Below are 21,685 nucleotides of genomic sequence, written 5' to 3' on the forward strand. Positions count from 1 at the left end.
TCGGCCTTGCGTCGAAAGTATCGGCACCGCCTTACAGAGCTGTCAACGAGCCTTGTCAGCCACCAGGCCTGCGGGAGCCATTCAGGCTGGTCAGCGAACGAGATGCGCCGGTGAAAGTTTCGTACTCGCTCCGAAACGACGGTTTATTCGATGGAGGCGTGTTTCTTGCCGCTTGTACAGTGACTGCGGCCGAGCGGGGGGAGGGATCATGCGCGTGCACTATCCGCGTACCCCTCACCTGCCCTGGTCGCCCGGTGCGACCCCGGACGACGTGCGCGCGGGCGACCTGTCCGGGCTGCGCGGGCGCGAGGTCGTGGTCACCGAGAAGCTCGACGGGGAGAACACCACCCTGTACGCCGACGGGATGCACGCCAGGTCGCTGGACTCGGCCCACCATCCGTCCCGGGCGTGGGTGAAGGGTCTGCAGGGGCGGATCGGCGGGCGGATCCCCGCGGGGTGGCGCGTGTGCGGGGAGAACCTGTACGCCCGGCACTCCATCGCGTACCAGGGGCTGGAGAGCTGGTTCTACGGGTTCTCGGTCTGGGACGGCGATCGGTGTCTGGACTGGGACCGCACGGTCGGCTTCCTGCGCGGGCTGGGGGTCCCGGTGCCGCCGGTGCTGTGGCGCGGCGTCTTCGACGAGCGGGCGCTGCGAGGGTTGCGGCTGGACCCGGAGCGGCAGGAGGGCTACGTCGTGCGGGCCGCCGAGGGGTTCGGGCGGGCGGAGTTCGCGGGGCGGGTGGCCAAGTGGGTGCGGCCGCAGCACGTGCGGACGGACACGCACTGGATGCACGCCACCGTCGTGCCGAACGCTCTGGGCCCGGCGGCGGCGCTGTGGTCGGTGCGCTCGGGCGCGGACCCCGACGTGAGCGCCCTGCTGGCCGCGGTGGACCTGCCCGGAACCGAAGGAGCGGCCCCGGAGGCGGTGGCCCCAGAGGCGGTGGCTCCAGACGCGGCGACCCCGGATGCGGTGGCTTCGGAGGCGGTGGCCGAGGTGGTGGCGCGGCTGGACGCTATCGGCCGGTGTGGAGATGCCCGGCTGGCCGGGGTGCTGGCCGTGGTGGCGCACCCCGTGCCGCGGGCCACGTTGGCGGCGCGGCTGGCGGGGCCGCTGGGCATGCGGTCGGCGCGGCGGGTCGCGGACCTGGTCGGGCTGCACGGTGCGCTGCACCGCCCGTACCCGGACGAGGAGCGGCGGGCCGGGCTGGGGCGGATGGCGTTGGCCGCCGACCTGGGCGTGCTGCACGCCGTCGCGGCGGCAGTGCCGGCCGGGCGCGCGGACGACGAGCGCGACCAGGCCCGCGAGCAGGTCGAATGGTCGGCCCTGCACGCCGAGGACGCCGGGCTGCTCGGCCCGGAGCCGCTGGAGCCGTTCCGCGCCGGCCTGCGCGAGGCCCTGGCCGGCCTCGGCGCGGAGGCGGCCGACCGGTGCTGGGCGGAGGCCCGCGACTCCTGGGCCAGGGGACGGATCTCGACGGTCGAGGAGGCCGTGGCGGCGACCTGGCGGTGGCGGTCCAGGCCGTTCCCCAGGCTGGTGCAGCTGGTCGGGCCGTCGGGCAGCGGGAAGAGCACGTTCGCGGCGGGCCTTTCGGGGATCGACGCGTACCTGTCGCTGGACGACCTGCGCCAGGCCCGGGGCTCGCGGGCGGACCAGCGGGCCAACCGGGAGGTGCTGGGCGAGGGGCTCGACCGGCTCGACGCCGCCCTGGCCTCCGGCGGCACCGTGGTGTGGGACGCCACCTCGCTCAACCAGCACCAGCGTTCCCTCGTCCATGCCGTGGCGCGCCGCCGCGACGCGCTGACCACGCACGCGGTCGTGCTGGTGGAGGAGGACGAGCTGCACCGGCGCAACGCCCGCCGCCCCCATCCGGTGCCCGCGCACGTGCTGGCCGCGCAGGCGCGCCGGTTCGTCCCGCCGTACCCCGGGCAGGCCCACCGCACCTGGTACGTCGGGGCGCGCGGCACCGTCGACGACGTGGACGGGACCTTGGAGGCGTGATGCGTACCAGTGAGGAGATCTACCACCGGATCCGCTGGGACCCGCGGTTCGACCCGTCCCGGTTCGTCCTGGGGGTCGGCCAGCGCAACGCCGCCCCCAAGCGCGTCGCGCTGCCCGCCTTCACCCCGGGAGGCGACATCCCCTGGCACCGGGTGCTGTTCGTCGAGGCGGACGGCGAGCTGGTCTGGGACCGCGCCACGGGCCTGGACCGCGTCGACACCTGCGAGGCCGGCCGGGCACGCGACCCGCGCCGCCTGCGGCCGCCGTTCTTCACGGCCAGGACCCCGCACGCCTGGGATCCGGTGGACGGATGGCGCCCGGCCATCGGACGCGGGCGCGCCGGGCACCCGGCTCCGCGCGTGCTGACGTGGAACACGCTGTGGGACCGCTACGACAGCGATCTCCTCGACACGGCCCGGCGCCGTCGCCTGCTCCTCGCGGCCCTCGAAGCGGCCGACGCCGACGTCATCGCCTTGCAGGAGGTCGAGCCCGAGCTGGTGTCGATGCTGCTGGCGGCCCCCTGGGTACGCGCCGGGTACACCCTCGGCACCGACCCGTACGGCCCGGACATCGACGACAGCGGCCTGCTGCTGCTCAGCCGGCTGCCCGTACGGGAGGCGGCCCGGCACGAGCTCGGCCCGCACAAGTCGGTGGCCGCCATCGCCGTGGACACCGCCACCGGCGTCCTCGTCGTCGCCGCCACCCACCTGACCAGCGACCACTCCGGCGACGGCGCGGCCAGGCGGCGGGCCGAGCTGGCCAGGATCGCCGAAGGGCTGGCCGGTGTGGACGGCGACGTGATCCTGCTGGGCGACTTCAACGACGGCACGGACACCCCCGCGTCCGCGCTCGGCCTGCGCGACGCCTGGACGGAGGCGCACGGACCCGACCAGACCCCCACCTTCGACCCGGACGCCAATCCCCTGGCGGCGCTCGCCTCCCTGTCCGGCCGGGCCTCGCGCCTGGACCGGATCCTGCTGCGCGGCCGGCCCCGGGTGGTCTTGGCGGCCCTGCGCGGCGACACGCCCACCCCCGACGGGCTGTATGTCTCCGACCACTACGGGGTGGAGGCGGTCCTGGACCTCGAGGGTGCGGAGCCCGGCGGGGTGCTCGACGTGCCGCCGACGGCGCGGACGGCGGTGGCGTGGATACCGCCGCGGGAGCTGTGGCCGCCGATCCAGGCCGTCCGCCGCGCGCACGATCCGCAGATCGACCGCTGGCCGCCGCACGTCAACCTGCTTTTCGGTTTCGTGCCGGAGTCGGAGTTCGAGGCGGCGGCGTCCCTGGTGGCCGCGGCCGCCGCCGAGGTCGCGCCGTTCACCGCCAGGCTGGAAGGGGTGCGTACGTTCCGGCACCGCGACCACTCGACGGCCTGGCTCGACCCCGCCGCCGGCGACCCGGCGCCCTGGGCCCGCCTGCGCCGGGCACTCGAACGGCGCTTCCCCCGCTGCGAGGGACGCCCCGAGGGCTTCACCCCGCACCTGACGCTCGGCCGTACGGACGACCCGATCCGGCTGGCCGGGATGGCGGCGGAGGTGGGAGAGCTGGTGCTGCTGTCGCGCCGCGCGGACGAGCCCATGCGCCCCCGAGCGCGGGTCGCCCTGGGCACGGGCGAGATCCACTGGATCGCCGAGCCCGCGACCGGCGGAAAGGAGCAGGGCGACACGTCGGCCGATCGGGTGGCCGGCCCAAAGGAGCAACGCGACACCTCGGCCGATCGGGTGACCGGCGGACAGGAGCGACTCGACGCCTCGGCCGGCCGAAAGGAGCAGCCCGGCGACTCGGCCGATCGGGTGGCCCGGCGGCTGGCGGAGGCGCTGCGGCCAGGTGTCGTGTCCGTCGCCGGATCCCGGCGCATGGGCTGCGAACTCCCCGGCGCGGACCTGGACCTGGTGGCCGCGCTGCCCGGCGAACCGGACATGGCCGAGGTCGAGGCCCGGGTGCGGGCCGCGCTGCCCGACCTCGACCGGCTGCGCCAGGTGATCGGCGCGCGGGTGCCGGGCCTGCGGTTCCGTACGGACGAGCTGGAGGTGGACCTGACCGTGGTCCCCACCGGATCGCTGCCCCCCGAGCAGGCGCCGGCCCAACGCGCCGAGCTGGGCGAGGCGGCCTCGATCGCCTTGAGCGCGGTCAGCGACGCGGACGCGATCCGCGCCGCCGTCGGCGGGCAGCACGCCCGTTTCGCCCTGCTCGCCCGGCGGGTGAAGGCGTGGGCGCGGGCACGCGGCCTGGACTCGGCCCCCTTCGGCGGGCTGCCCGGCCTGGCCTGGACGGTCATGGCCGCGCACACCGTACGGGAGAGCGGCGACCTGCCCGCCGACGACCTGCTGAGCCTCTTCTTCAGTACGTGGGCCGCCTGGGACTGGCGAGACCCGATCGCCCTCGGCCCCGCCTCGCCCCAACCGGCCCCGATCGCGGTGATGACGCCCAGCGCCCCCGTACGCAACTGCGCCCGCCAGGTCACCCCCGGCGGCCTGGACCTGCTCACCCAGGAGCTCTACCAGGCATGGGAGCTCGTCGAGAGCGGCCGCTCCGCCGAACTGCCCGCACCGCCGCCCCTCCACCGGCGCCACGCGGCCTGGGCGGTCCTGACCGTGCGCTCGGACCGCCCTGAGGAGCTTGACGCGACGCTCGGCCGCGTCAGAGGGCGGATGCTGGACCTGCTCGCCGCTCTGGAAGAGGCCGGGTTGCGGGACGTCCACGCCTGGCCGCGCCCGTTCGAGACCGGTCCTCGATCGGCCCGCTACGCCATCGGACTGGGCCGCACTCCCCCGCCGGCCGCGCGGCTCGGCGAGATCGCCGGCCGATGGGTCAGGGGCCTGCCGGGTGTCACGGTCGAACGGGCCGAGTGCGGCGGCGTACCGACCCTGACCTGACGGACGCCGGTCAGGTGGAGGAGCGCCTGCGGTACGCCCACCCGCCCACCGCGGCCAGCGCCACGACGCCCACCGCCACCAGGGCGGCCACCAGCACGCCGGTGCCCCCGTCGGGACCGGCGGACTCGGTGGCGGCGGACTTGGCAGCGGCGGACCCGGCTGAAGTCGACCCGGCCGCAGTCGACCCGGCCGCAGTCGACCCGGCCGCAGTCGACCCGGCCGCAGTCGACTCGGCGATGGTGGGCTCGGCGGCACCGGTGTGGCGGACCCGGGTGGGCGTGCCCAGGGCGGCGATCAGCTCCCGGGTGACCCCATTGCCGTCGTCACGCCGCAGCGGCCGGTCGCCGGTCGGCAGCGACGCGTTGCCCGAGCAGCTGGACGTGGTCAGCGCCTCGTCACGCCCGCCGGCGAACACCAGGTGGCGGCTGCCCGCGGCGAAGTCGTACCCGCAGGCCGGCCCTTCGCTACGGGTGGAGACCTGGAACCACTCCCGCGCCTGCCCCTTGTAGACGTGGTCGGCGCGGAGGACGGCGATGACGTGCCCTCCACTGCTCTCATCCGGGCTCACGCCGACCCGAGTCACCGTGCCGGCGAACACGGCGACCGCGCTCTCCATCTGATCTTGCGGGCCCCGTTCCACGCACTTGCAGGCGGACGCCGTGCCGCCGGTGAACATGATCAGCCCTGCCACGAGCGCGAGCAGGGCGAGAACGCGTGATGTCATGCCCTCTTGACGTACGCCGCCGAAGATCGGTTCGCGCAGCCTCAGTACCGGCCTCGGCAGCCCCGGCAGCCGGGCGGCGGCACCGGCCGGGCGTCGCTCCACCCCGCCCGCACGACGATCGAGGCCACCGCCGCGGCGCCCCGCGGGAGGCCGGGCATGGGCGCCACCTGCTGGACCGCCCACAGCTCGCCGCTCCCCGGGTCGATGACGAGCTGGACGCGGACGGCGTCGTTGACGCGCAGCTGCAGGGTCACGCCTCGGCGGCCCACCGGGTCGCGGACGTCGTCGACCACGCGGGCCCCGGGCAGGGCGGCCAGCATGCGGTAGGCCGCCGCCCGGGTGCCCGGGGTCGCCGGAACGTCCTTGACAAGCCGGACCCCCGCATCCCGCACCCAGTCGTCCGGGCTCTGGTCGTAGCCGAGCGGGACGTGCCTCAGGAGCTCGGTCCTGAGCGCGATCGCCTCTCGGGGAAGCGCGAGCAGCTCCTCCAAGGTCGGCTGCCACCCTGGCGCCAGACTCAGAGACCTCTTCAGCGTGCGCACCGGGTAGAAGCGCAGCTTGGGGTCGCACTCCCGGGCGGGACAGAGCTTCGGGGAGCCCGCCCGCCTCCACGCTGCGGCGGCCTCGGCGCCGTAGGGCTTGGCCGAGACGGGTTCGTACCAGGTGTAGCCGTCGTGGTCCCGCCCGAGCACCAGCACGTCCTTGCCGCGTTCCTCGACGAGGAAACCCTCCGTGCCCTTCGAACGGACGACCTCCTCGATCTCCAGCCGCCAGTAGCGGCCGCTGCCCTGAGGCTGCGCCGCGAGCTTGCCGGCTGCCGCGTCCAGGAGCTGTCCGGGGGTGGAGGCGACCTGTTCCCGGCCCGGCGAGGGCACCAGGAGCACGACCGCGCCGATCACGAGGACAACGGCCATCGCCGCGAGCGCGATCCCCCGCCATCCGCGCGCCACCGAACGCCGGCCACGGACCCGCCCCACCGCAGGGCCCGCGGTCCGACCGGTGGGCCGGGCAGCGGAGCGGTCGGTCCGGGCGGTGGGCCGGGCGGCGGTCCGAGCGGGGGGCCGGGCGGCGGTGGCTTCGGCGAGCCGGGCCCGTGCCGCGGCGTGCTGCGCCGGCGAAACCGGCGGTACGTCCGGCATCACCCGGTCGATGAACTCGAACTCCTTCATCACACCTCCACCCCCAACGCCGCACGCAGCTTGGTCCTGGCCCTGCTCAGCCGCGAGGCGACGGTTCCCTCGGCGACCTTCAACGCGGCGGCCACCTCCGCGTAGTTCAGCCCGCCGTACGCCACCAGCAGCACGACGTCACGTTCGCCGGCCGAGAGCTTGGTGAGCGCCTTGGCCAGCCGCCCGACCGTCACCTCGGCGGTGAGCCGGTCGATCACCCGGTCGTGGGGCCCGTCGTCGGGCGGCGGCCCGGTTCTCGCCAGCGCGCGGTACCGGCGCACCTCCGTACGCCGGTGCCGCCCGATCAGGTTGGTCGCGATGCCGTACAACCACGGCCTGATCTCGCCGAACGACGGATCGAACGCCTCGCGCTGATCGAAGGCGATCAGAAAGGTCTCGGCCGCGAGGTCCTCGGCCACGTCGAGGCCGACCCGTCGGCCGAGGTAGCGGCGGATCTCCTCGTAGTGGGCGTCGAAGACCGCTTCGAACGCGTCAGGGGCAGTGATCACTCAAGGACTCCCGAATGAGATGGACACCCCTTCTTGCCCGCGGCGAGCCTCGCCTTCCCACGAATTCTCCATTTACGAGATCCGGTTTATTTGTTAAGAAGGTTTATTAACGAATAGACCAGCCTAGAGAGGGACCCATGGCGCGCTCTCGGCTCATCCTCATCCTGTTATCGGCCTGTGCACTGCTGGTGAACGCCGCGGGCGTGGCGCCGCCCGCCTCCGCGCAGGCCGTACCGGCGACGACCGCCCTGACGGGATACAAGATCCAGTCCACGGCGAAGGTGCCCGACTCCGGGGCCGCGATCTCCACGCCCGGCTACGCGGCCACCGGCTGGTATCCGGTGGGCCCCCGCTCGACCGTGCTCGCCGGCCTGCTGCAGAACAACGTCTACCCGGACCCCTTCTACTCCACGAACATGCAGTCGATCCCGACCGCGGACTTCGACGTGCCGTGGTGGTACCGCTCCGACTTCACCCTCGGCGACGAGTCCGGATTGCGAACCTTCCTCGACGTCAGCGGCGTGATCTCCAGCGCCGACGTGTGGGTGAACGGCACCCAGGTCGCCACCGCCGCCCAGGTGGCCGGGGCCTACACCCGCAACGAACGGGACGTCACCGCCCTGGTGCACCCGGGCGTCAACTCGGTGGCCTTCCGCATCAACCCGAACAACCCCAACAACCACCTCACGATCGGCTGGATCGACTGGGTGCAGCTGCCGCGCGACGACAACATGGGCATCTTCCGCGACGTCCTGATCCGGCGCAGCGCCGACGTCTCGCTGCGCGACGCGCATGTGATCACGAACCTCGCGGTGCCGGCGCTCGACCGCGCCGACCTCACCATCAAGGTCGACGTCCGCAACGCCACCGGCAGCGCCGTGAACGCCACCGTCAAGGGGACGATCGGCTCGCTCGCGTTCTCGCAGGATGTCGCGCTGGCCGCGAACCAGACCAAGCGGATCACGTTCAACCAGACATTGACCAACCCGCAGGTGTGGTGGCCGCACACGATGGGCGCCCAGCCGCTCTACGACCTGAACCTCACGGCGACGACCGGCGGCGCGGAGAGCGACACGCTGAGCCAGCGCTTCGGCGTGCGCAAGGTGGAGTCGGGCAAGAACGCCAGCGGCCGCCGCTTCTACAAGATCAACGGCAGGCCGATCCTGATCAGGGGCGGCGGCTGGTCTCCCGACATCTTCCTCCGCAAGAACCTGGGCTACCTGGAGGACAAGATCCGCTACGTCAAGGACCTCGGCCTCAACACGATCCGCGTCGAAGGCCACCTGGACACCGACGAGCTCTACGACCTGGCCGACAAGTACGGCATCCTGACCCTGCCCGGCTGGGAGTGCTGCGACAAGTGGGAGGGCTCCTTCAGCAGCTCCGACTATCCGATCGCCAAGGCGTCCATGCAGGCGGAGGCCGCCCGGCTGCGCAACCACCCCAGCGTGATCTCGTTCCTGATCGGCTCGGACAACCCGCCGCCGGCCCAGAAGGAGACCAACTACCTCGACGCCCTCACCGCGGCCGAGTGGCAGCTCCCGATCGTGTCCGTGGCCTCCGACAAGTCCAGCCCGCAACTGGGCAACTCGGGCATGAAGATGCCCGGCCCGTACGACTGGGTGCCGCCGAGCTACTGGTACAACAAGCGCGAAGGCGGGGCGTTCGGCTTCAACTCCGAGACCGGCGCCGGCCCCGACGTCCCGACGCTCGACTCGCTCAAGCGGATGATGACCTCCGCGCAGATCGACTCGCTCTGGCAGAGCCCGAGCGCGACGCAGTATCACCGCTCGCCGTCGAGCACCTTCGACGACCTGACCATCTACCACAACGCCCTCAGAGGCAGGTACGGCGTCCCGTCCGGCCTGACGGACTACATGAAGAAGGCGCAGCTCGCCCAGTACGAGGCGGTCCGAGCGCAGTTCGAGGCCTACGGCCGCAACTTCACCGACTCGAGCAACCCGTCCACCGGCGTCATCTACTGGATGCTCAACAGCGGCTGGTCCTCACTCCACTGGCAGCTCTTCGACTACTACCTGGACCAGGGCGGCTCCTACTGGGGCGCCCGCGAGGCCAACAAGCCGCTGCACGTGCAGTACTCGTACGACAACAAGTCCGTCGTCGTGGTCAACTCCGGCGTCTCTGCCGCCTCGGGCCTGACCGTCAAGACGGACGTGTTCAACATGGACGGATCCGCCAAGTACAGCAACACCGCGACGGTCAGCGTCCCCGCCGACGGGGGCAAGGCCACCGCGGTGACCGTACCGGCCGTCAGCGGTCTCTCCACGACCTACCTGGTACGGCTGACGCTGCTGCGCGACGGCCAGGAGATCGACCGCAACGTCTACGCCCTGTCCACCTCGGACGACGTGATCGACTGGGACAACAACGACTGGTACTACGTACCGACCTCCAGCTACGCCAACCTGAAGGGCCTCAACAACCTGGCCCAGGCCCCGATCACCGCCACCGCCTCCGCGCCCTCCCCCGGCACGGTCACCGTGACGATCAAGAACACCGGCACCGGCGCCGTCCCCGCCTTCATGCTGGACGCCGACGTGGTGGACGCGGCGGGCAAGCCCGTACTGCCGATCCAGTGGTCGGACAACGCGACCAGCCTCTGGCCGGGGGAATCCAAGACCCTCACCGCCACCTACCGGGCCTCCGACCTGACCGGCTCGCCGAGCGTGCGGGTGTCCGGGTGGAACACCGCGACCCTCACCGTCCCGACCGGGCCGCCCGACACCCAGAACCCGTCCGTGCCCGGCAACCTGCGCACCACCGGCAAGACCTCGTCCAGCGTCACGCTGGCCTGGGACGCCTCCACCGACAACGTCGGCGTCACCGGCTACGACGTCTACAACGGCACCGCCCTGGCCACGACGGTCACCGGCACCACCGCCACCGTCTCCGGCCTGGCGGCCGGCACGCCGTACACGTTCACGGTCAAGGCCCACGACGCGGCGGGCAACTCCTCAGCACCGTCGAACGCCGTCACCGAGACCACCGGCAGCGGCCCCGCCGTCTACCAGGCGGAGGACGCGACGATCTCGCAGGGCGTGGTGGAGTCCAACCACGCGGGCTACACCGGCACGGGGTTCGTGAACTACGACAACGTGACGGGCAGCTACGTGGAGTGGACGGTGAACGCCGCGACGGCCGGGCCGGTCACCCTGGAGCTCCGCTTCGCCAACGGCACCACGGCCAACCGGCCGATGACCATCGCGGTCAACGGCACCTCGGTCACCCGCGACTTCAACGGCACCGGCGCCTGGACCACCTGGCAGACCGTCACCCTGACCGCCGACCTCGTCCAGGGGGTGAACAAGATCAGAGCCACCGCCACCACGTCGAACGGCGGCCCCAACGTCGACCGCCTCTCGGTGAGCTGACCCCACCGCTCAGCGCTCGGCCCGGCGCCGGAGCAGTTCGGCGGTGGCCTGGTCGGCGGGCAGGAACGCCTCCAGGTGCAGCTCGGCGAGCGTGACGTCGGTCGCCGTCGCGAACGAGGTCAGCGTCGTGATCAGGCGTAGCTCCCCGTCCGCCGAGGCCAGCCTCATGGGGACGGAGAAACCGAGATGCTCGGGCCCGACCGGCGCCTGGGGGACGTAGCCGGCCAGTTCGGCGGCGAAGTCCTCCAGGCGCGGGTCCGGGCTCCGGCGGGCTCGGGCACGGAGGTTCTCGATGATGTGCCGGCCCCATTCGCCCAGGTTGCGCACCCTGGGGGCCATCCCGTCCGGATGGAGCATGAGCCGCAGCATGTTGACCGGCGGTTCGAGCAGCTCGGGCGCGGCGCCCTCGGTGAACACCTCGACGGCGTCGTTCGCCGCCACCACCCGGCCGTACGGCGCGATGACGAGGGCCGGATACGGCAGGTGGCCGTACAGGATCTGTTCGAGCGCGGCGCGGACCGGCCGCAGCGCCGACTCCTCCAGGCCCGACTCGGCGAACACCGGCGCGTAGCCGGCCGCGGTGAGCAGGTCGTTGCGCTCCCGCAGCGACAGCCCGAGCGACTCGGCCAGCCGGATCACGATCGCGCGCCCCGGCCGGGAACGGCCGCTCTCGATGAAGCTCAGATGGCGCTGGGTCGTGCCGGCCAGCGTGGCCAGTTCGAGCTGGCTGACCCGGCGAAGCCCGCGCCAGCGTCTCAGCTCCGTGCCGACGCCGTTCTCCATGGTTGTGCTGCTCACCGCTCTGTTCTATCCGGTCGCCGTGCGGGCCCGCGATTCCCCCCAGGGAATTGCCGGCTGCCACAGCCGCCCCGCACGATCGTGCCCACTCATGCGGAACCGGAAAGGACATCAGATGAAGAGCTACCGCCTCGTACCCGGACGCGGCCTCGACGGGCTGACGCTGCACGACCGCGACGAGCCCGAACCGGGGCGCGGGCAGGTCGTGGTCAGGATCCGCGCGAACTCCCTCGGGTTCCGCGACCTGCGCGTGCTGTCCGGAGACTATCCCCTGCCGGTCACCCCCGGCGTGGTGCCCGGCTGCGAGGGAGTGGGAGAGGTCGTGGCGGTCGGCGCGGACGTCACCCGGGTCAGGCCGGGTGACCGGGTGGCGGCCACCGTCTTCCCGCGCTGGCTGGACGGCCCGTTCCGGCGCGAGGACGCCGCCCAGCTCGGCACCATGATCGACGGCGTGCTGACCGAGTACGCGCTGCTGAGCGAGGACGGCGTCGTGCCCATCCCCGATCACCTGTCGTACGAGGAGGCCGCGGCGCTGCCGCTGGCGGCGGTGACCGCGTGGAACTCCCTGACCTCCGGCGGCGCCCCGCACGCCGGCACGACCGTGCTGACGCTCGGGTCGGGCGCCGTGTCGCTGTTCGTGCTGCTCTTCGCCAAGCTGGCCGGAGCCAGAGTGATCGTGACCACGTCCGGCCCCGCCAAGGCCGAGCGGCTGAAGGCGCTCGGAGCCGACGAGGTGATCAACTACCGGGAGAACCCGGCCTGGTGGAAGGAGGTGCACGCGCTGACCGACGGCCGGGGAGCCGATCGCGTCGTCGACGCGACGGGGCCGCTGGAGCAGTCGCTGCGGTCCGTCTCTGCCGGCGGCGAGGTCGCCTTCGTCGGCTACTGGCTCTCCGGCGCCGAAGGAGCCGCCCCCGTCGACCCCGCCACCCTGTTCATGGCCGGTTCGGTGCTGCGCCGGATCGCCACCGGCAGCCGGGCCCACTTCCTCGAGCTGAACCGGGCCGTCGAGGCGCACCGGCTGCGCCCGGTGATCGACCGGGTGTTCCCGTTCGAGCAGGTGCCCGACGCCTTCGCCTACTGCGGGTCAGGCGGCGGCTTCGGCAAGGTGATCGTCAGCCACGCCTGACCCGCCCGCTCAGCCGGCCGTCCAGATGCGGCTGCGCAGGTCCATGCCGCGGATGACCTGGACCCGGAAGGGGTCGAGGCGCAGGACGTGCAGCTTGGGGTCGGCCGGCGAGCGCCAGAAGGCGCCCAGGTCGTACCCGGCGCCCAGGGGGCTGGTGGCGCGGTAGAGGTCCCACACGCGCCGCCGCACGTCCAGGTCGTCCACCCACGCGGCCACGGCGTCGACGGCGACCGAGTTGTTGCCGGGCTTCCAGTACGAGAACGAGGTGTGCGGGTTGCCGGCCAGGTGGGCCGCCTTGACCGGGGTCCGGTAGGTGGCGAGCCAGCCCAGCGGCCGCCCGTCCACGTTCTCCCAGATGGGGATGAGCACCCGGGTGCGCGGGCGGTTGCGGGCGTCCACGGTGACCATGGTGGCGTACACGGTGGCGCCGACGATGGCGTTGAACTCGGCCTCGATCTCCGCGAAGGACGTCATCGCGCGGCTCCCTTCCGCAGGCCGAAAGCGCTGACCACGACGGCCAGGGCGGCGGCGGCGATCGGCACGGCGAGCGCGGTGCGGTAGGCGCCGAGCAGGTCCCCCGCGTCCGCCACGGCCACGATCACCGTGGTGCTGGCCGCCAGCCCGAGCGCCGCGCCGAACTGGAAGGAGGTGTAGAGCAGCCCGCCGGCCAGGCCCTGCTCGCTCTCGTCCACGCCGTCGGTGGCGACGATGGTGAGCGGACCGTACGCGAGGGCGAACGCCACCCCCAGGATGATCATGGTGGGGAACATCGCGAGATAGACGGTGTCCATGCCGATGGGCAGGAACAACACGTACGAGAGCACGGCGAACAGCAGCCCGGCCAGGATGACCCTCGCGTTGCCGAACCGGTTGACCAGGCGCGGGGTCAGGGTCGGGGCGAGGACGGCGTCCGCGCCGACCGCGAGCATGGCCAGGCTGGTCTGCAGCGAGGTCCAGCCGCGCACCTCCTGGAGATACAGGACCGCGATGAACTGGAAGCCGAAGAAGGCCCCGGAGAACAGCAGCCCCGCGAGGTTGGCGCGGACGAGCGGCGCGGAGCGGAAGATGCCCAGGCGCACCAGCGGCGCGGCGGAGCGGCGTTCGATCACGAGGAAGAGCGCGACCAGGGCCAGCCCGGTGACCAGCGCGCCGGCGGTCCACCCGGCGCCCACGTGGGCGGCGCGCTCGACGCCGAGCACCAGCAGCATGATGGCGGCGGTGATGGTCACCGCGCCCGCCACGTCCAGCCTGCGCTCCTGGGAACGTTCCATGAGACTGGCCGGGATCAGCGGCACCGCCAGGACCAGGATGATCAGGGCCAGCACCGCCGGCGCGAACAGCACCCAGCGCCAGTCCACGGCGGCGAGCAGGCCGCCGAGCACCAGCCCGAGGGAGAAACCGCCGGCGGCGGTGCCCGAGTACACCAGGAGCGCCTGGTTGCGCCGCGGCCCCTCCTCGAAACTCGTGGTGATGATGGACAACCCGGCGGGGGTCATGACCGCGGCGGCGACGCCCGCCACGAAACGGGCGGCGATGAGTACCCAGCCCTCACTGGCCAGCCCGCCCAGGGCGGAGACGACGAGGAAGACCGCCAGCCAGATCAGGAACATCCGGCGGCGGCCGAACAGGTCGGCCGCCCGGCCGCCGACCAGCATGAACCCGCCGTAGCCCAGGACGTAGGCGCTGATCACCCACTGCAGCTCACCCGTGGACAGGCCGAGGTCGGCCCGGATGGCGGGCAGGGCCACGTTGAGCATCGCGACGTTGATCCCCTCGAGGAAGATCGCGCCGCACAGGACGAACAGCATCCCCCAGGCTTTGGGGGTCATGCGCAACGACGGCGAAGAAGAGTGCGTGGTTGTGGACACGGGAACGACTCCTATGGTTCTTTTTCGTAACAAAGGAATCTTGCGTGACCATGGGGAAGCAATGGAAGACGGCACTTCAAAGGCACTCGGTTACTGCACGGGAACCATGGACGACGAGGTCATCCAGTGGGACACCCGGGCCGACTGCGACGTGCGGAAGATCCTCGACCGCGTCGCGGACAAGTGGTCGCTGCTGGTCATCGCCCTGCTCGACCGCCGTACGATGCGCTTCTCCGAGCTGCGCCGTGCCATCGACGGGGTCAGCCAGCGCATGCTCACCGTGACGCTGCGCCAGCTGGAGCGCGACGGGCTCGTGACCCGCACCGTCTATCCGGTGGTGCCGCCGCGGGTGGAGTACGAGCTGACCGCGCTCGGCATCTCGCTGCACGAGGTGATCAAGTCGCTGGTCGTCTGGACCGAGGAGCACCAGCGGGAGATCTCCGACGCCCGCACCGCGTACGACGACCGGACCGCCGAGGAGGAGCGCCTGCTCCAAGCCCCCGCAGCGCGCTGATCCCCGCGCTGATTTACGCCTCGGGGCCGAAGATCCCGGGATACGCCCCGCCCGGCTCGGGGTCGAGCCCCTTCCACAGCGCCCGCAGGATGCCGTGCAGCTGGGCCACCTGCTCGCCGGTGAGCGGGTCGAACAGGCGCCTGCGCACCTCCTCCACGTGCGCGGGCGCCGCCTGCGCGAGTGCGGCGAAGCCGTCGTCGGTCAGCTCGGCCATAGTCACCCGCCGGTTGTCGGGGTGCGGTGACCGCCGCACCCAGCCGCGCTCCTCCAGCCGTGCCACCGCGTGGGACAGGCGGCTGAGCGAGGAGTAGACCTGCGCGGCCAGGTCGGTCATCGACATGCGCCGCTCGGGGACCTCCGAGAGCGTCGCCAGGATCATGTAGTACGTGTACGGCATCCCGGCGTCGTGCTGCAACTGCCGGTCGAGGGCGTCGCCGAGCAACCGGGTCGTCCACAGATACGCCCGCCAGGTCCCCTGCTCGTCGTCGTCGAGCCACCGTGTCTCCACGCCGCCCATCCTAGCTTGAGCTCTCAACCTTTGAGGTGTAGCGTCCACACTTGAACGCTCAACCTTAGGGAGAAATCATGAAAATTGGCGACTTGGAAGTGGGCAGCATCGGTTTCGGCGCCATGCGGCTGTCGGCCGACGGCACGATCTGGGAGGCGCCCGCCGACCGGCAGGGCCCCCTGGCCGTCCTGCGCCGCGCGGTCGAGCTCGGCGTACGGCACATCGACACCTCCGACGCCTACGCGCTGGGCGCGAACGAGGAGCTCATCGCCGAAGCCCTCCACCCCTACGCCGACGACGTCGTGATCGCCACCAAGGGCGGCGTGACCCGGCCGAGCGTCGAGGAGTGGATCCCGCTGGGGCGCCCCGAGTACCTGCGCCAGCAGGCCGAGCTGAGCCTGCGCCGCCTGCGCCGCGACGTGATCGACCTGTACTACCTGCACCGCGTCGACCCCCAGGTCCCGCTCGCCGACCAGGTCGGCGCCCTGGCGCAACTTCGGGAGGAGGGCAAGATCCGCCACATCGGCCTGTCTGAGGTGACGGTGGACCAGCTGGAGGAGGCACGCGGGATCGCCCCCGTCGCCGCCGTCCAGAACCTCTACAACCTCACCGACCGCACCCACGAGAAGGTCGTGGACCACGCCGGCGAGCACGGGATCGCGTTCGTCCCGTTCTTCCCGATCGCCGTCGGCGACCACGCCAAGGCCGGCGGCCCCGTGGCCACCGTGGCGGCCGAGATCGGGGCGACTCCCGCCCAGACCGCCCTGGCCTGGCTGCTGCGCCGCTCGCCGGCCATGTTCCCCATCCCCGGCACGACCTCCGTGGCACATCTGGAGGAGAACGTCGCGGCGGCGGGTCTCACGCTGACCGACGAGCAGTTCGCCCGGCTGGACCAGGTGTCGTAGGGCCTAGGGGGCCGGTTTGACGTTCTTCATCGTGAAGTGCGAGGTGACGTTCCTGATCCGCGGGATGGTCATGACGTACGTGCTGAGGAAGGTCTCGTAGGCGGCCAGGTCGGCGACGGCCACGCGGACGAAGTAGTCGGGGCTGCCGAACAGCCGCCGCAGCTCGACGACCTCCGGGGCCCGCGCCAGGGTCTGCTCGAAGCGCTCGACGGTCTCCGCGTCCTGGGCGTCGAGGGTGAGGTCGAGCAGGACCTCGAACGACCGGCCCACGGCGGCGGGATCGATGACCGCCCGGTAACCGCGGATGACGCCCTCGGCCTCCAGCCGCTGGACGCGCCGCAGGCACGGGCCGGGGGTGAGCCCGACCCGCTGGGCCAGCTCCACGTTCGTCAGCCGCCCGTCCCGTTCCAGCTCGGCGATGATTGCTCGGTCGGTCGCATCCATGAGAGAAGATTGCACGGTCAGGCCCTCCGGGAGCAATGTTCGCAACCACATGTCGCGCGTTCTGCGAGACCATGGAGGGGTGCAAGATGTACTTTCGCCCCAGATGACCGCTCCACCCCCGACCACCCGGAAGGAGCAGATCATCGCGGGGGTACGCGACTCCTTCTCCGCGGGGCTGGGGATCTTCCCGCTGGGGATCGCCCTCGGCCTGCTGGTCATCCAGGCCGGCCTTTCCTGGTGGCTGGCCCCCGCCCTGTCGTTGGCCGCGTTCGCCGGATCGCTCGAGCTGCTGCTGGTGGGCATGATGGCGAGCGTCACGCCGCTCGCCGCCGTCGCGCTGACCGTCCTGGTGGTCAACTTCCGGCACGTCTTCTACGCCTTCTCCTTCCCGCTCCACCTGGTCAGGAACCGGCTGGCCAAGGCGTACGCCGTCTACGCGATGATCGACGAGGCCTACGCCGTCAACGCCTCGCTGCCCGCGGCGGAGCGCTCGGCGCCCCGGCTGCTGGCGATGCAGCTCGCCTGCCAGACCTACTGGGTCGGGGGCGGCCTGGTCGGCGTGGCCGTCGGCGCGGCTCTGCCCGCGCCGATCAAGGGCCTGGAGTTCGCCCTGTGCGCCCTGTTCACCGTGCTCACCCTGGACGCGTTCCGCTCCCGCCGGGAGATCCCCTCGGTGCTGCTGGCGGGGGCGAGCGTGGCCGTCGCGCTCGCCCTCACCCCGTGGGTCGCCATGTTCACCGCGCTGCTGCTCTTCGTGGCGCTGCTGCTGGTCCGCCACGCGCTCACCGCCCGCCGATCCGCCCCGGAGTCCGCCGATGCCTAGCACCGCCTACCTCGTCGCCGTCCTCGCGATCGTCTTCGCCATCACCCTCGCGCTGCGCGCCGCCCCCTTCGCGGTGCTGCGCACGCTGCGCGGCTCGGCGATCGTGCGGCAACTCTCGGTGTGGATGCCGGTCGGCATCCTCGCCATCCTCGCCGTGACCGCCCTGCACGGCACCATCGCCGCCGAGCCGCGCGCGACGCTGTACGCGCTGCTCGCGGTCGCCGTCACGGCGGGCGTCCATCTCGCGTTCGGCCGCCGGACGATCCTGAGCGTCGGGATCGGCACCGCGGCCTACGTCGTCCTCGTCAACGCCTTCTGAATCAGAGGGCGTTGAGCGCGCCCAAGGTCCCTACTGGGGACGGAGCCGCTGCCCGAAGCCCGTGACGATGGCGTCCAGCCCCGTGGTGAACCACCGTTCGTAGAAGTCGAGTGCGGCGGGGCCGGGCGGAGGAGCGGGGGCGTCGGAGCCGGGCGGCGTGCCCACCTGGGCGAGGGCGTGCCCGAGCACGTAGACGCCGACGGACTGGATGACGATCAGGGACTCGTCCTGCTCGATGCCGGCGGCGGTGAAGCGGTCGAGCACACCCGCCAGCAGCGGCAGGGAGCTTTCGACGTCGACCGGGTAGGTGGCCAGCAGCGGCACGGCGTGCGGGTGGTCGAGCAGCATGCGCCGGTACGCCACGGCGAACCGCGTCACCGCATCCGTCCACGTCGGGCCGGGGTCGAACCCGGCGAGCGCGGTGGCGAACAGGCGATTGACGATCGCGGCCAGAATGGCGTCGCGATTGGGCACATGCCGGTACAGCGACATCGCGGCCACCCCGAGGCGGGCACCGATGCCCCGCATGGTCACCGCGTCCAGGCCCTCCTCGTCGAGGAGGGCGATGGCCGCGGTGACGATCTGCTCGGTGGCCAGCTGGGGCGGCCGCCCGCCCCGGCCGCGTGGTGGCTTGGTGCTCATGCGGCCAGTGTGACAGCCAATGTGGTGCCGAGCATGGCCATACTGAGCAGTCCGACGATCATGTGCTGGACGTCGGGGACGACCGCGTGCCCGTCCGCAGGCAGGATCTTGAGGGTGCGGGCGTAGTCGCGCTCGTAGACCTGCCGCTGGGCGGCGGAGCTCAGCCCGAAGTACGGCAGCCACCAATTGGCCAGGTGCCCGGCCAGGATCAGCCCGCATAACACCGACGCGGCGATCAGCGACCACGGCCGGTGCAGGGCGATGCCGGCGGCGATGAGCAGCGGGAACGGGTAGTTGATCGACGCGGCGAGCAGCCGTGGCCGCAGGTTGCCGGTCTTCAGGTCGTTGAGCGGGAACATCGGCACCCACTCGGTCAGGGCCAGCCAGGCCAGCCAGAGGAGAGGGAGTGCGATGGCGATCGTGGTCATGACGACCTCCCGGGTCGGAGTTTGTGTACCACGTAAGCTTACGTCGTACACAAACTCCGCACAACCCGGGCCGGGGAACGGGATCGCCCCGCGAGGAGCGTCCTCGCGGGGCGACGGATGACCGGTGCGGCGGCGGACCTCCTACCCGTCGTCGTCATCCGGAGGGACCGGGGCGGGCGGGATCGCGGCCGGGGCCTGCGCCACCGTGGCGGCGGCGGCCGTACCGGTCGATGGGGCGGAGAGCGAGACCGAACCGATGAGCGCGGACGCCACCAGGGTGGCGGCGACGAGCAGGCGTTCGAGCATCAGAGATCACTCCGTGAGGTGATGAGCGCCCAGCTGATGCGGGCTGACGGAGCGTCGACATGGGGCTCCCGGGAAGCGCCAGTACGGCGCATGAAGCACTTCTCACGCTAGCGGGAACGGCCCGCGGCGTCTCCCGGCGGGAGGCAAAGCCTTCCCCAGGCCCGAGCCCGCCCTCAGGGTGTCTCCTCGAGGAACCGTACGAGGTCCTTGCGCTCGTTCTTGCCGTTGAGGGTGAGAGGAAAGAAGGGCAGGACGCGGCAGATCGCGGGCACCTTCGCGGCCTCCAGGCGGTGCGCCAGCTCGCGCAGGACGGCGTGGGGGGCGAGGTCGCCCTCGACGATGATCGCGAGATCGTGCCGCTCGCCGGGAGGCACCACCGCGGCGGCCCGGACGCCCGGGATGTCCATCGCGGCGGCCTCGATCTCGATGGTGCTCATGCGGGTGCCCTTGCGCTTGAACATGTCGTCGCGCCGGCCCTCGAAGTAGAGGTAACCGTCCTCGTCGAGGAAACCGTAGTCGCCGGTGTGCAGGCGGGTCTCGCCGGTGGCCGCGTCGCGGCGGTAGACGCGGGCGGTCAGTTCGGGGGCGCGCCAGTATCCCGCCATCACGTTGGGCCCGGCCACCACGATCTCCCCGGTCTCACCGGCGGGCAGCGGCGTGCCGTCGTCGCCGAGGATCAGCACGCGGGTGCCGGGCAGGGGGCGGCCGACCGAGTCGGGGCGTTCCCGCTCCAGCTCCGGTTCCATGATGGTGACCCGTTTGCACTCGGTGACCCCGTACATCCGCACCACCCGGGCACCGGGGAAGCACTCGCGCAGGCCCTCGATGGTCGAGGCCGGCAGCGCGGCGCCGGTGCTGGTGAACATCCGCACGGTGGGCACGGAGCCGGGGGCCCGCCTGCCCAGGGTCGTGAGCATGGCTCCCAGCGAGGGCACCATCGGCACGACGGTCGCGCCGCACTCCTGCAGCTGGCTCAGCAGCGCCAGGTCGGACCCTTCACCCGCCAGCACCAGCTCCGCGTGGCCGAGGGCGGACAGGAAGATCTGGTAGAGGCCGTAGTCGAAGGACATCGGCGACCGGCAGAAGACGACGTCCCCCGGACGGTAGCCGAGCACGGCGTTGATGGCCGATGCCGCGAACGTCACCTGCGCGTGCGGGCCCACCACCGCCTTGGGCGCCGCCGTGCTGCCGGAGGTGTACATCAGGACCGCGACGTCCTGCGGCCGGACCTCGGCCGGACCGCCCGGGACGGGGCGTCCGGCGAACGCCTCCACCTCCCTCCAGAGCTCGTCGATCCCGTGGACGGGCACGTCGGCGGTCTCCCGCAGCGCCTCGCCGGCCCCGATGACCAGCTTGGGCTCGGAGTCCTCCATGACGGACCGCAGGTGGTACGCCTTCATCCCGGGGTTCAGGGGCACGAAGACGACACCGTGCCGCGACGCGCCGTAGAGGATGGGGACGGTCTCGCGCAGGTTGGGCAGCTGCACGATGATCCGGTCGCCGGGTTCGACGCCCGTGGCCGCCAGCCAGGCGGCGAAAGCGCGGCTGAGCTCGACCACCCGCCGATAGCTCCAGCCGCCGCGGGCGTCGCGCACCGCGATCCCGTCCGGATTCATGGCGGCCGCCTCGTCCAGCAGTTCGTGGATGAGCCGCGGCCGCGGAGAATACGCCGTGGAAATCAACCCGTTCAATATGTGCCTCCAGCCCCGAGCCGGGGAAAGGAATTCTCCGGCAGCCGGGACGCATGCGCGTGCAACCGGAAGCCGGCCAGGCCGATTCCGAAGCTACGCTCGGGCCCCGGCGAGCTGACCCCCTATGCCACCCCTATCTAGGGGTCCTGGGGCCGCGTAGGCCCCCAGCGGCGGCGGATCCCGCCGGCCCTCCCGGCCCGCGACCGGGACGGCCAACTCACGCCATAGATGATCTTGGAATTCTGTGCAATGTTCACAACCTCGGGGGCAGGAGGACTGTTCACCTGCGAGGGTTTCCGGAGATTCCAGATGCGACAACGTCGCAAGAGGAGCGGTTGCGGCGGATTACCGCCGTCCTATTTGGTACGTTCCAGAAAACGGCCGCCCGAAAAGAGATGGGCTTCATCGCCCCAGTTGAGCACCGTTGCGGCGGAGAATCATGCGGCCCTCGGTTTACGGCTATTGGCATTCCGGACTACAGTGATCCACGCCTGTCCGGTGCCGTGCCGTCAAGGCGGTCTTTCCTTGACTCGGACCGGCGTACAACATTACCGTGACGGTTTGGCGCCCGTTTGCGATTCGGTCGGGGTGCAAGGTCTGCCGGACGGTGTGTTTTCGCAGCACACCGGCTACGCAAGCCG

20 protein-coding genes are annotated in these 21,685 nt (G+C 71.9%); 8 read left to right on the top strand and 12 right to left on the bottom strand.

Going from position 1 to position 21,685, the window contains the following annotated elements:
* Window positions 1-208: 208 nt before the first annotated feature.
* Together AB0J87_RS56395 and AB0J87_RS56400 are read left to right on the top strand one after the other, a co-directional pair.
* Window positions 209-1,999 carry an RNA ligase family protein gene (locus AB0J87_RS56395; RefSeq protein ID WP_363982789.1) on the top strand — a complete coding sequence of 597 codons (1,791 nt, stop codon included), beginning with the start codon at window positions 209-211 and terminating at the stop codon, window positions 1,997-1,999.
* Entirely contained in the window at window positions 1,999-4,875 is a 2,877-nt protein-coding gene (locus AB0J87_RS56400) for a poly(A) polymerase (protein WP_363982792.1), read from the top strand. The genes AB0J87_RS56395 and AB0J87_RS56400 overlap by 1 nt, the downstream gene beginning before the upstream one ends.
* A 10-nt stretch (window positions 4,876-4,885) precedes the next feature.
* On the opposite strand, the gene AB0J87_RS56405 is transcribed toward AB0J87_RS56400, so the two are convergent.
* The 3 genes from AB0J87_RS56405 to AB0J87_RS56415 are packed head-to-tail and all read right to left on the bottom strand — an operon-like array spanning window position 4,886 to window position 7,277.
* The gene (locus AB0J87_RS56405; protein ID WP_363982795.1) at window positions 4,886-5,599 is read right to left on the bottom strand and encodes a hypothetical protein; all 714 of its coding nucleotides are present in this window, start codon (window positions 5,597-5,599) and stop codon (window positions 4,886-4,888) included.
* A gap of 41 nt (window positions 5,600-5,640) precedes the next feature.
* Window positions 5,641-6,768: a hypothetical protein gene (locus AB0J87_RS56410; protein WP_363982798.1), complete on the bottom strand. Its 1,128-nt coding sequence runs from the start codon at window positions 6,766-6,768 to the stop codon at window positions 5,641-5,643.
* The gene (locus AB0J87_RS56415) at window positions 6,768-7,277 is read right to left on the bottom strand and encodes an RNA polymerase sigma factor (RefSeq protein WP_355212715.1); all 510 of its coding nucleotides are present in this window, start codon (window positions 7,275-7,277) and stop codon (window positions 6,768-6,770) included. Before AB0J87_RS56415 ends, AB0J87_RS56410 begins: the two co-directional genes overlap by 1 nt.
* A gap of 137 nt (window positions 7,278-7,414) precedes the next feature.
* On the opposite strand from AB0J87_RS56415, the gene AB0J87_RS56420 reads away from it, so the two are divergent.
* Window positions 7,415-10,669, top strand: a complete 3,255-nt coding sequence (locus tag AB0J87_RS56420) for a fibronectin type III domain-containing protein (protein ID WP_363982802.1) — start codon at window positions 7,415-7,417, stop codon at window positions 10,667-10,669.
* 9 nt (window positions 10,670-10,678) lie between these two features.
* On the opposite strand, the gene AB0J87_RS56425 is transcribed toward AB0J87_RS56420, so the two are convergent.
* The gene (locus AB0J87_RS56425; protein ID WP_355212710.1) at window positions 10,679-11,467 is read right to left on the bottom strand and encodes a helix-turn-helix transcriptional regulator; all 789 of its coding nucleotides are present in this window, start codon (window positions 11,465-11,467) and stop codon (window positions 10,679-10,681) included.
* A gap of 115 nt (window positions 11,468-11,582) precedes the next feature.
* On the opposite strand from AB0J87_RS56425, the gene AB0J87_RS56430 reads away from it, so the two are divergent.
* Window positions 11,583-12,596, top strand: coding sequence for an NAD(P)-dependent alcohol dehydrogenase (locus AB0J87_RS56430; RefSeq protein WP_363982806.1), 1,014 nt, complete (start codon window positions 11,583-11,585; stop codon window positions 12,594-12,596).
* A 9-nt stretch (window positions 12,597-12,605) separates the two neighbouring features.
* On the opposite strand, the gene AB0J87_RS56435 is transcribed toward AB0J87_RS56430, so the two are convergent.
* Both AB0J87_RS56435 and AB0J87_RS56440 read right to left on the bottom strand, forming a co-directional pair.
* Window positions 12,606-13,070 (bottom strand): pyridoxamine 5'-phosphate oxidase family protein, encoded by a 465-nt coding sequence (locus tag AB0J87_RS56435; protein WP_363982809.1) that lies wholly within the window; start codon window positions 13,068-13,070, stop codon window positions 12,606-12,608.
* Entirely contained in the window at window positions 13,067-14,425 is a 1,359-nt protein-coding gene (locus AB0J87_RS56440) for an MFS transporter (RefSeq protein WP_363982812.1), read from the bottom strand. The genes AB0J87_RS56435 and AB0J87_RS56440 overlap by 4 nt, the downstream gene beginning before the upstream one ends.
* A gap of 145 nt (window positions 14,426-14,570) precedes the next feature.
* Here AB0J87_RS56440 and AB0J87_RS56445 point away from each other — a divergent pair, with 145 nt between their 5' ends.
* Entirely contained in the window at window positions 14,571-14,978 is a 408-nt protein-coding gene (locus AB0J87_RS56445; RefSeq protein ID WP_363982815.1) for a helix-turn-helix domain-containing protein, read from the top strand.
* A 13-nt stretch (window positions 14,979-14,991) separates the two neighbouring features.
* On the opposite strand, the gene AB0J87_RS56450 is transcribed toward AB0J87_RS56445, so the two are convergent.
* Window positions 14,992-15,486, bottom strand: a complete 495-nt coding sequence (locus AB0J87_RS56450; protein WP_363982818.1) for a MarR family transcriptional regulator — start codon at window positions 15,484-15,486, stop codon at window positions 14,992-14,994.
* 77 nt (window positions 15,487-15,563) lie between these two features.
* Between AB0J87_RS56450 and AB0J87_RS56455 the strand changes: the two genes are divergently transcribed.
* Window positions 15,564-16,391: an aldo/keto reductase gene (locus AB0J87_RS56455; RefSeq protein WP_363982821.1), complete on the top strand. Its 828-nt coding sequence runs from the start codon at window positions 15,564-15,566 to the stop codon at window positions 16,389-16,391.
* A 3-nt stretch (window positions 16,392-16,394) separates the two neighbouring features.
* Here the strand turns inward: AB0J87_RS56455 and AB0J87_RS56460 are convergent, their stop codons facing one another.
* The gene (locus AB0J87_RS56460) at window positions 16,395-16,835 is read right to left on the bottom strand and encodes an Lrp/AsnC family transcriptional regulator (RefSeq protein ID WP_363982824.1); all 441 of its coding nucleotides are present in this window, start codon (window positions 16,833-16,835) and stop codon (window positions 16,395-16,397) included.
* A 103-nt stretch (window positions 16,836-16,938) separates the two neighbouring features.
* Here AB0J87_RS56460 and AB0J87_RS56465 point away from each other — a divergent pair, with 103 nt between their 5' ends.
* Together AB0J87_RS56465 and AB0J87_RS56470 are read left to right on the top strand one after the other, a co-directional pair.
* Window positions 16,939-17,658 (top strand): AzlC family ABC transporter permease, encoded by a 720-nt coding sequence (locus AB0J87_RS56465; RefSeq protein ID WP_363982827.1) that lies wholly within the window; start codon window positions 16,939-16,941, stop codon window positions 17,656-17,658.
* Window positions 17,651-17,977 (top strand): AzlD domain-containing protein, encoded by a 327-nt coding sequence (locus AB0J87_RS56470; protein WP_363982830.1) that lies wholly within the window; start codon window positions 17,651-17,653, stop codon window positions 17,975-17,977. The genes AB0J87_RS56465 and AB0J87_RS56470 overlap by 8 nt, the downstream gene beginning before the upstream one ends.
* Window positions 17,978-18,007: 30 nt before the next feature.
* Here the strand turns inward: AB0J87_RS56470 and AB0J87_RS56475 are convergent, their stop codons facing one another.
* From AB0J87_RS56475 to AB0J87_RS56490, 4 genes are all read right to left on the bottom strand, one after another.
* Window positions 18,008-18,619 (bottom strand): TetR family transcriptional regulator, encoded by a 612-nt coding sequence (locus AB0J87_RS56475; protein ID WP_363982833.1) that lies wholly within the window; start codon window positions 18,617-18,619, stop codon window positions 18,008-18,010.
* Window positions 18,616-19,047, bottom strand: a complete 432-nt coding sequence (locus tag AB0J87_RS56480) for a hypothetical protein (RefSeq protein ID WP_363982836.1) — start codon at window positions 19,045-19,047, stop codon at window positions 18,616-18,618. The genes AB0J87_RS56475 and AB0J87_RS56480 overlap by 4 nt, the downstream gene beginning before the upstream one ends.
* A 141-nt stretch (window positions 19,048-19,188) precedes the next feature.
* Window positions 19,189-19,353: a hypothetical protein gene (locus tag AB0J87_RS56485; protein WP_355212684.1), complete on the bottom strand. Its 165-nt coding sequence runs from the start codon at window positions 19,351-19,353 to the stop codon at window positions 19,189-19,191.
* Between the two features lie 173 nt (window positions 19,354-19,526).
* On the bottom strand, window positions 19,527-21,035 hold the full coding sequence (locus AB0J87_RS56490) for an AMP-binding protein (RefSeq protein WP_363982840.1): 1,509 nt from the start codon (window positions 21,033-21,035) through the stop codon (window positions 19,527-19,529).
* Window positions 21,036-21,685 lie beyond the last annotated feature (650 nt).

The organism is Nonomuraea sp. NPDC049625 (genome assembly GCF_040675285.1).
Lineage (GTDB): Bacteria > Actinomycetota > Actinomycetes > Streptosporangiales > Streptosporangiaceae > Nonomuraea > Nonomuraea angiospora_A.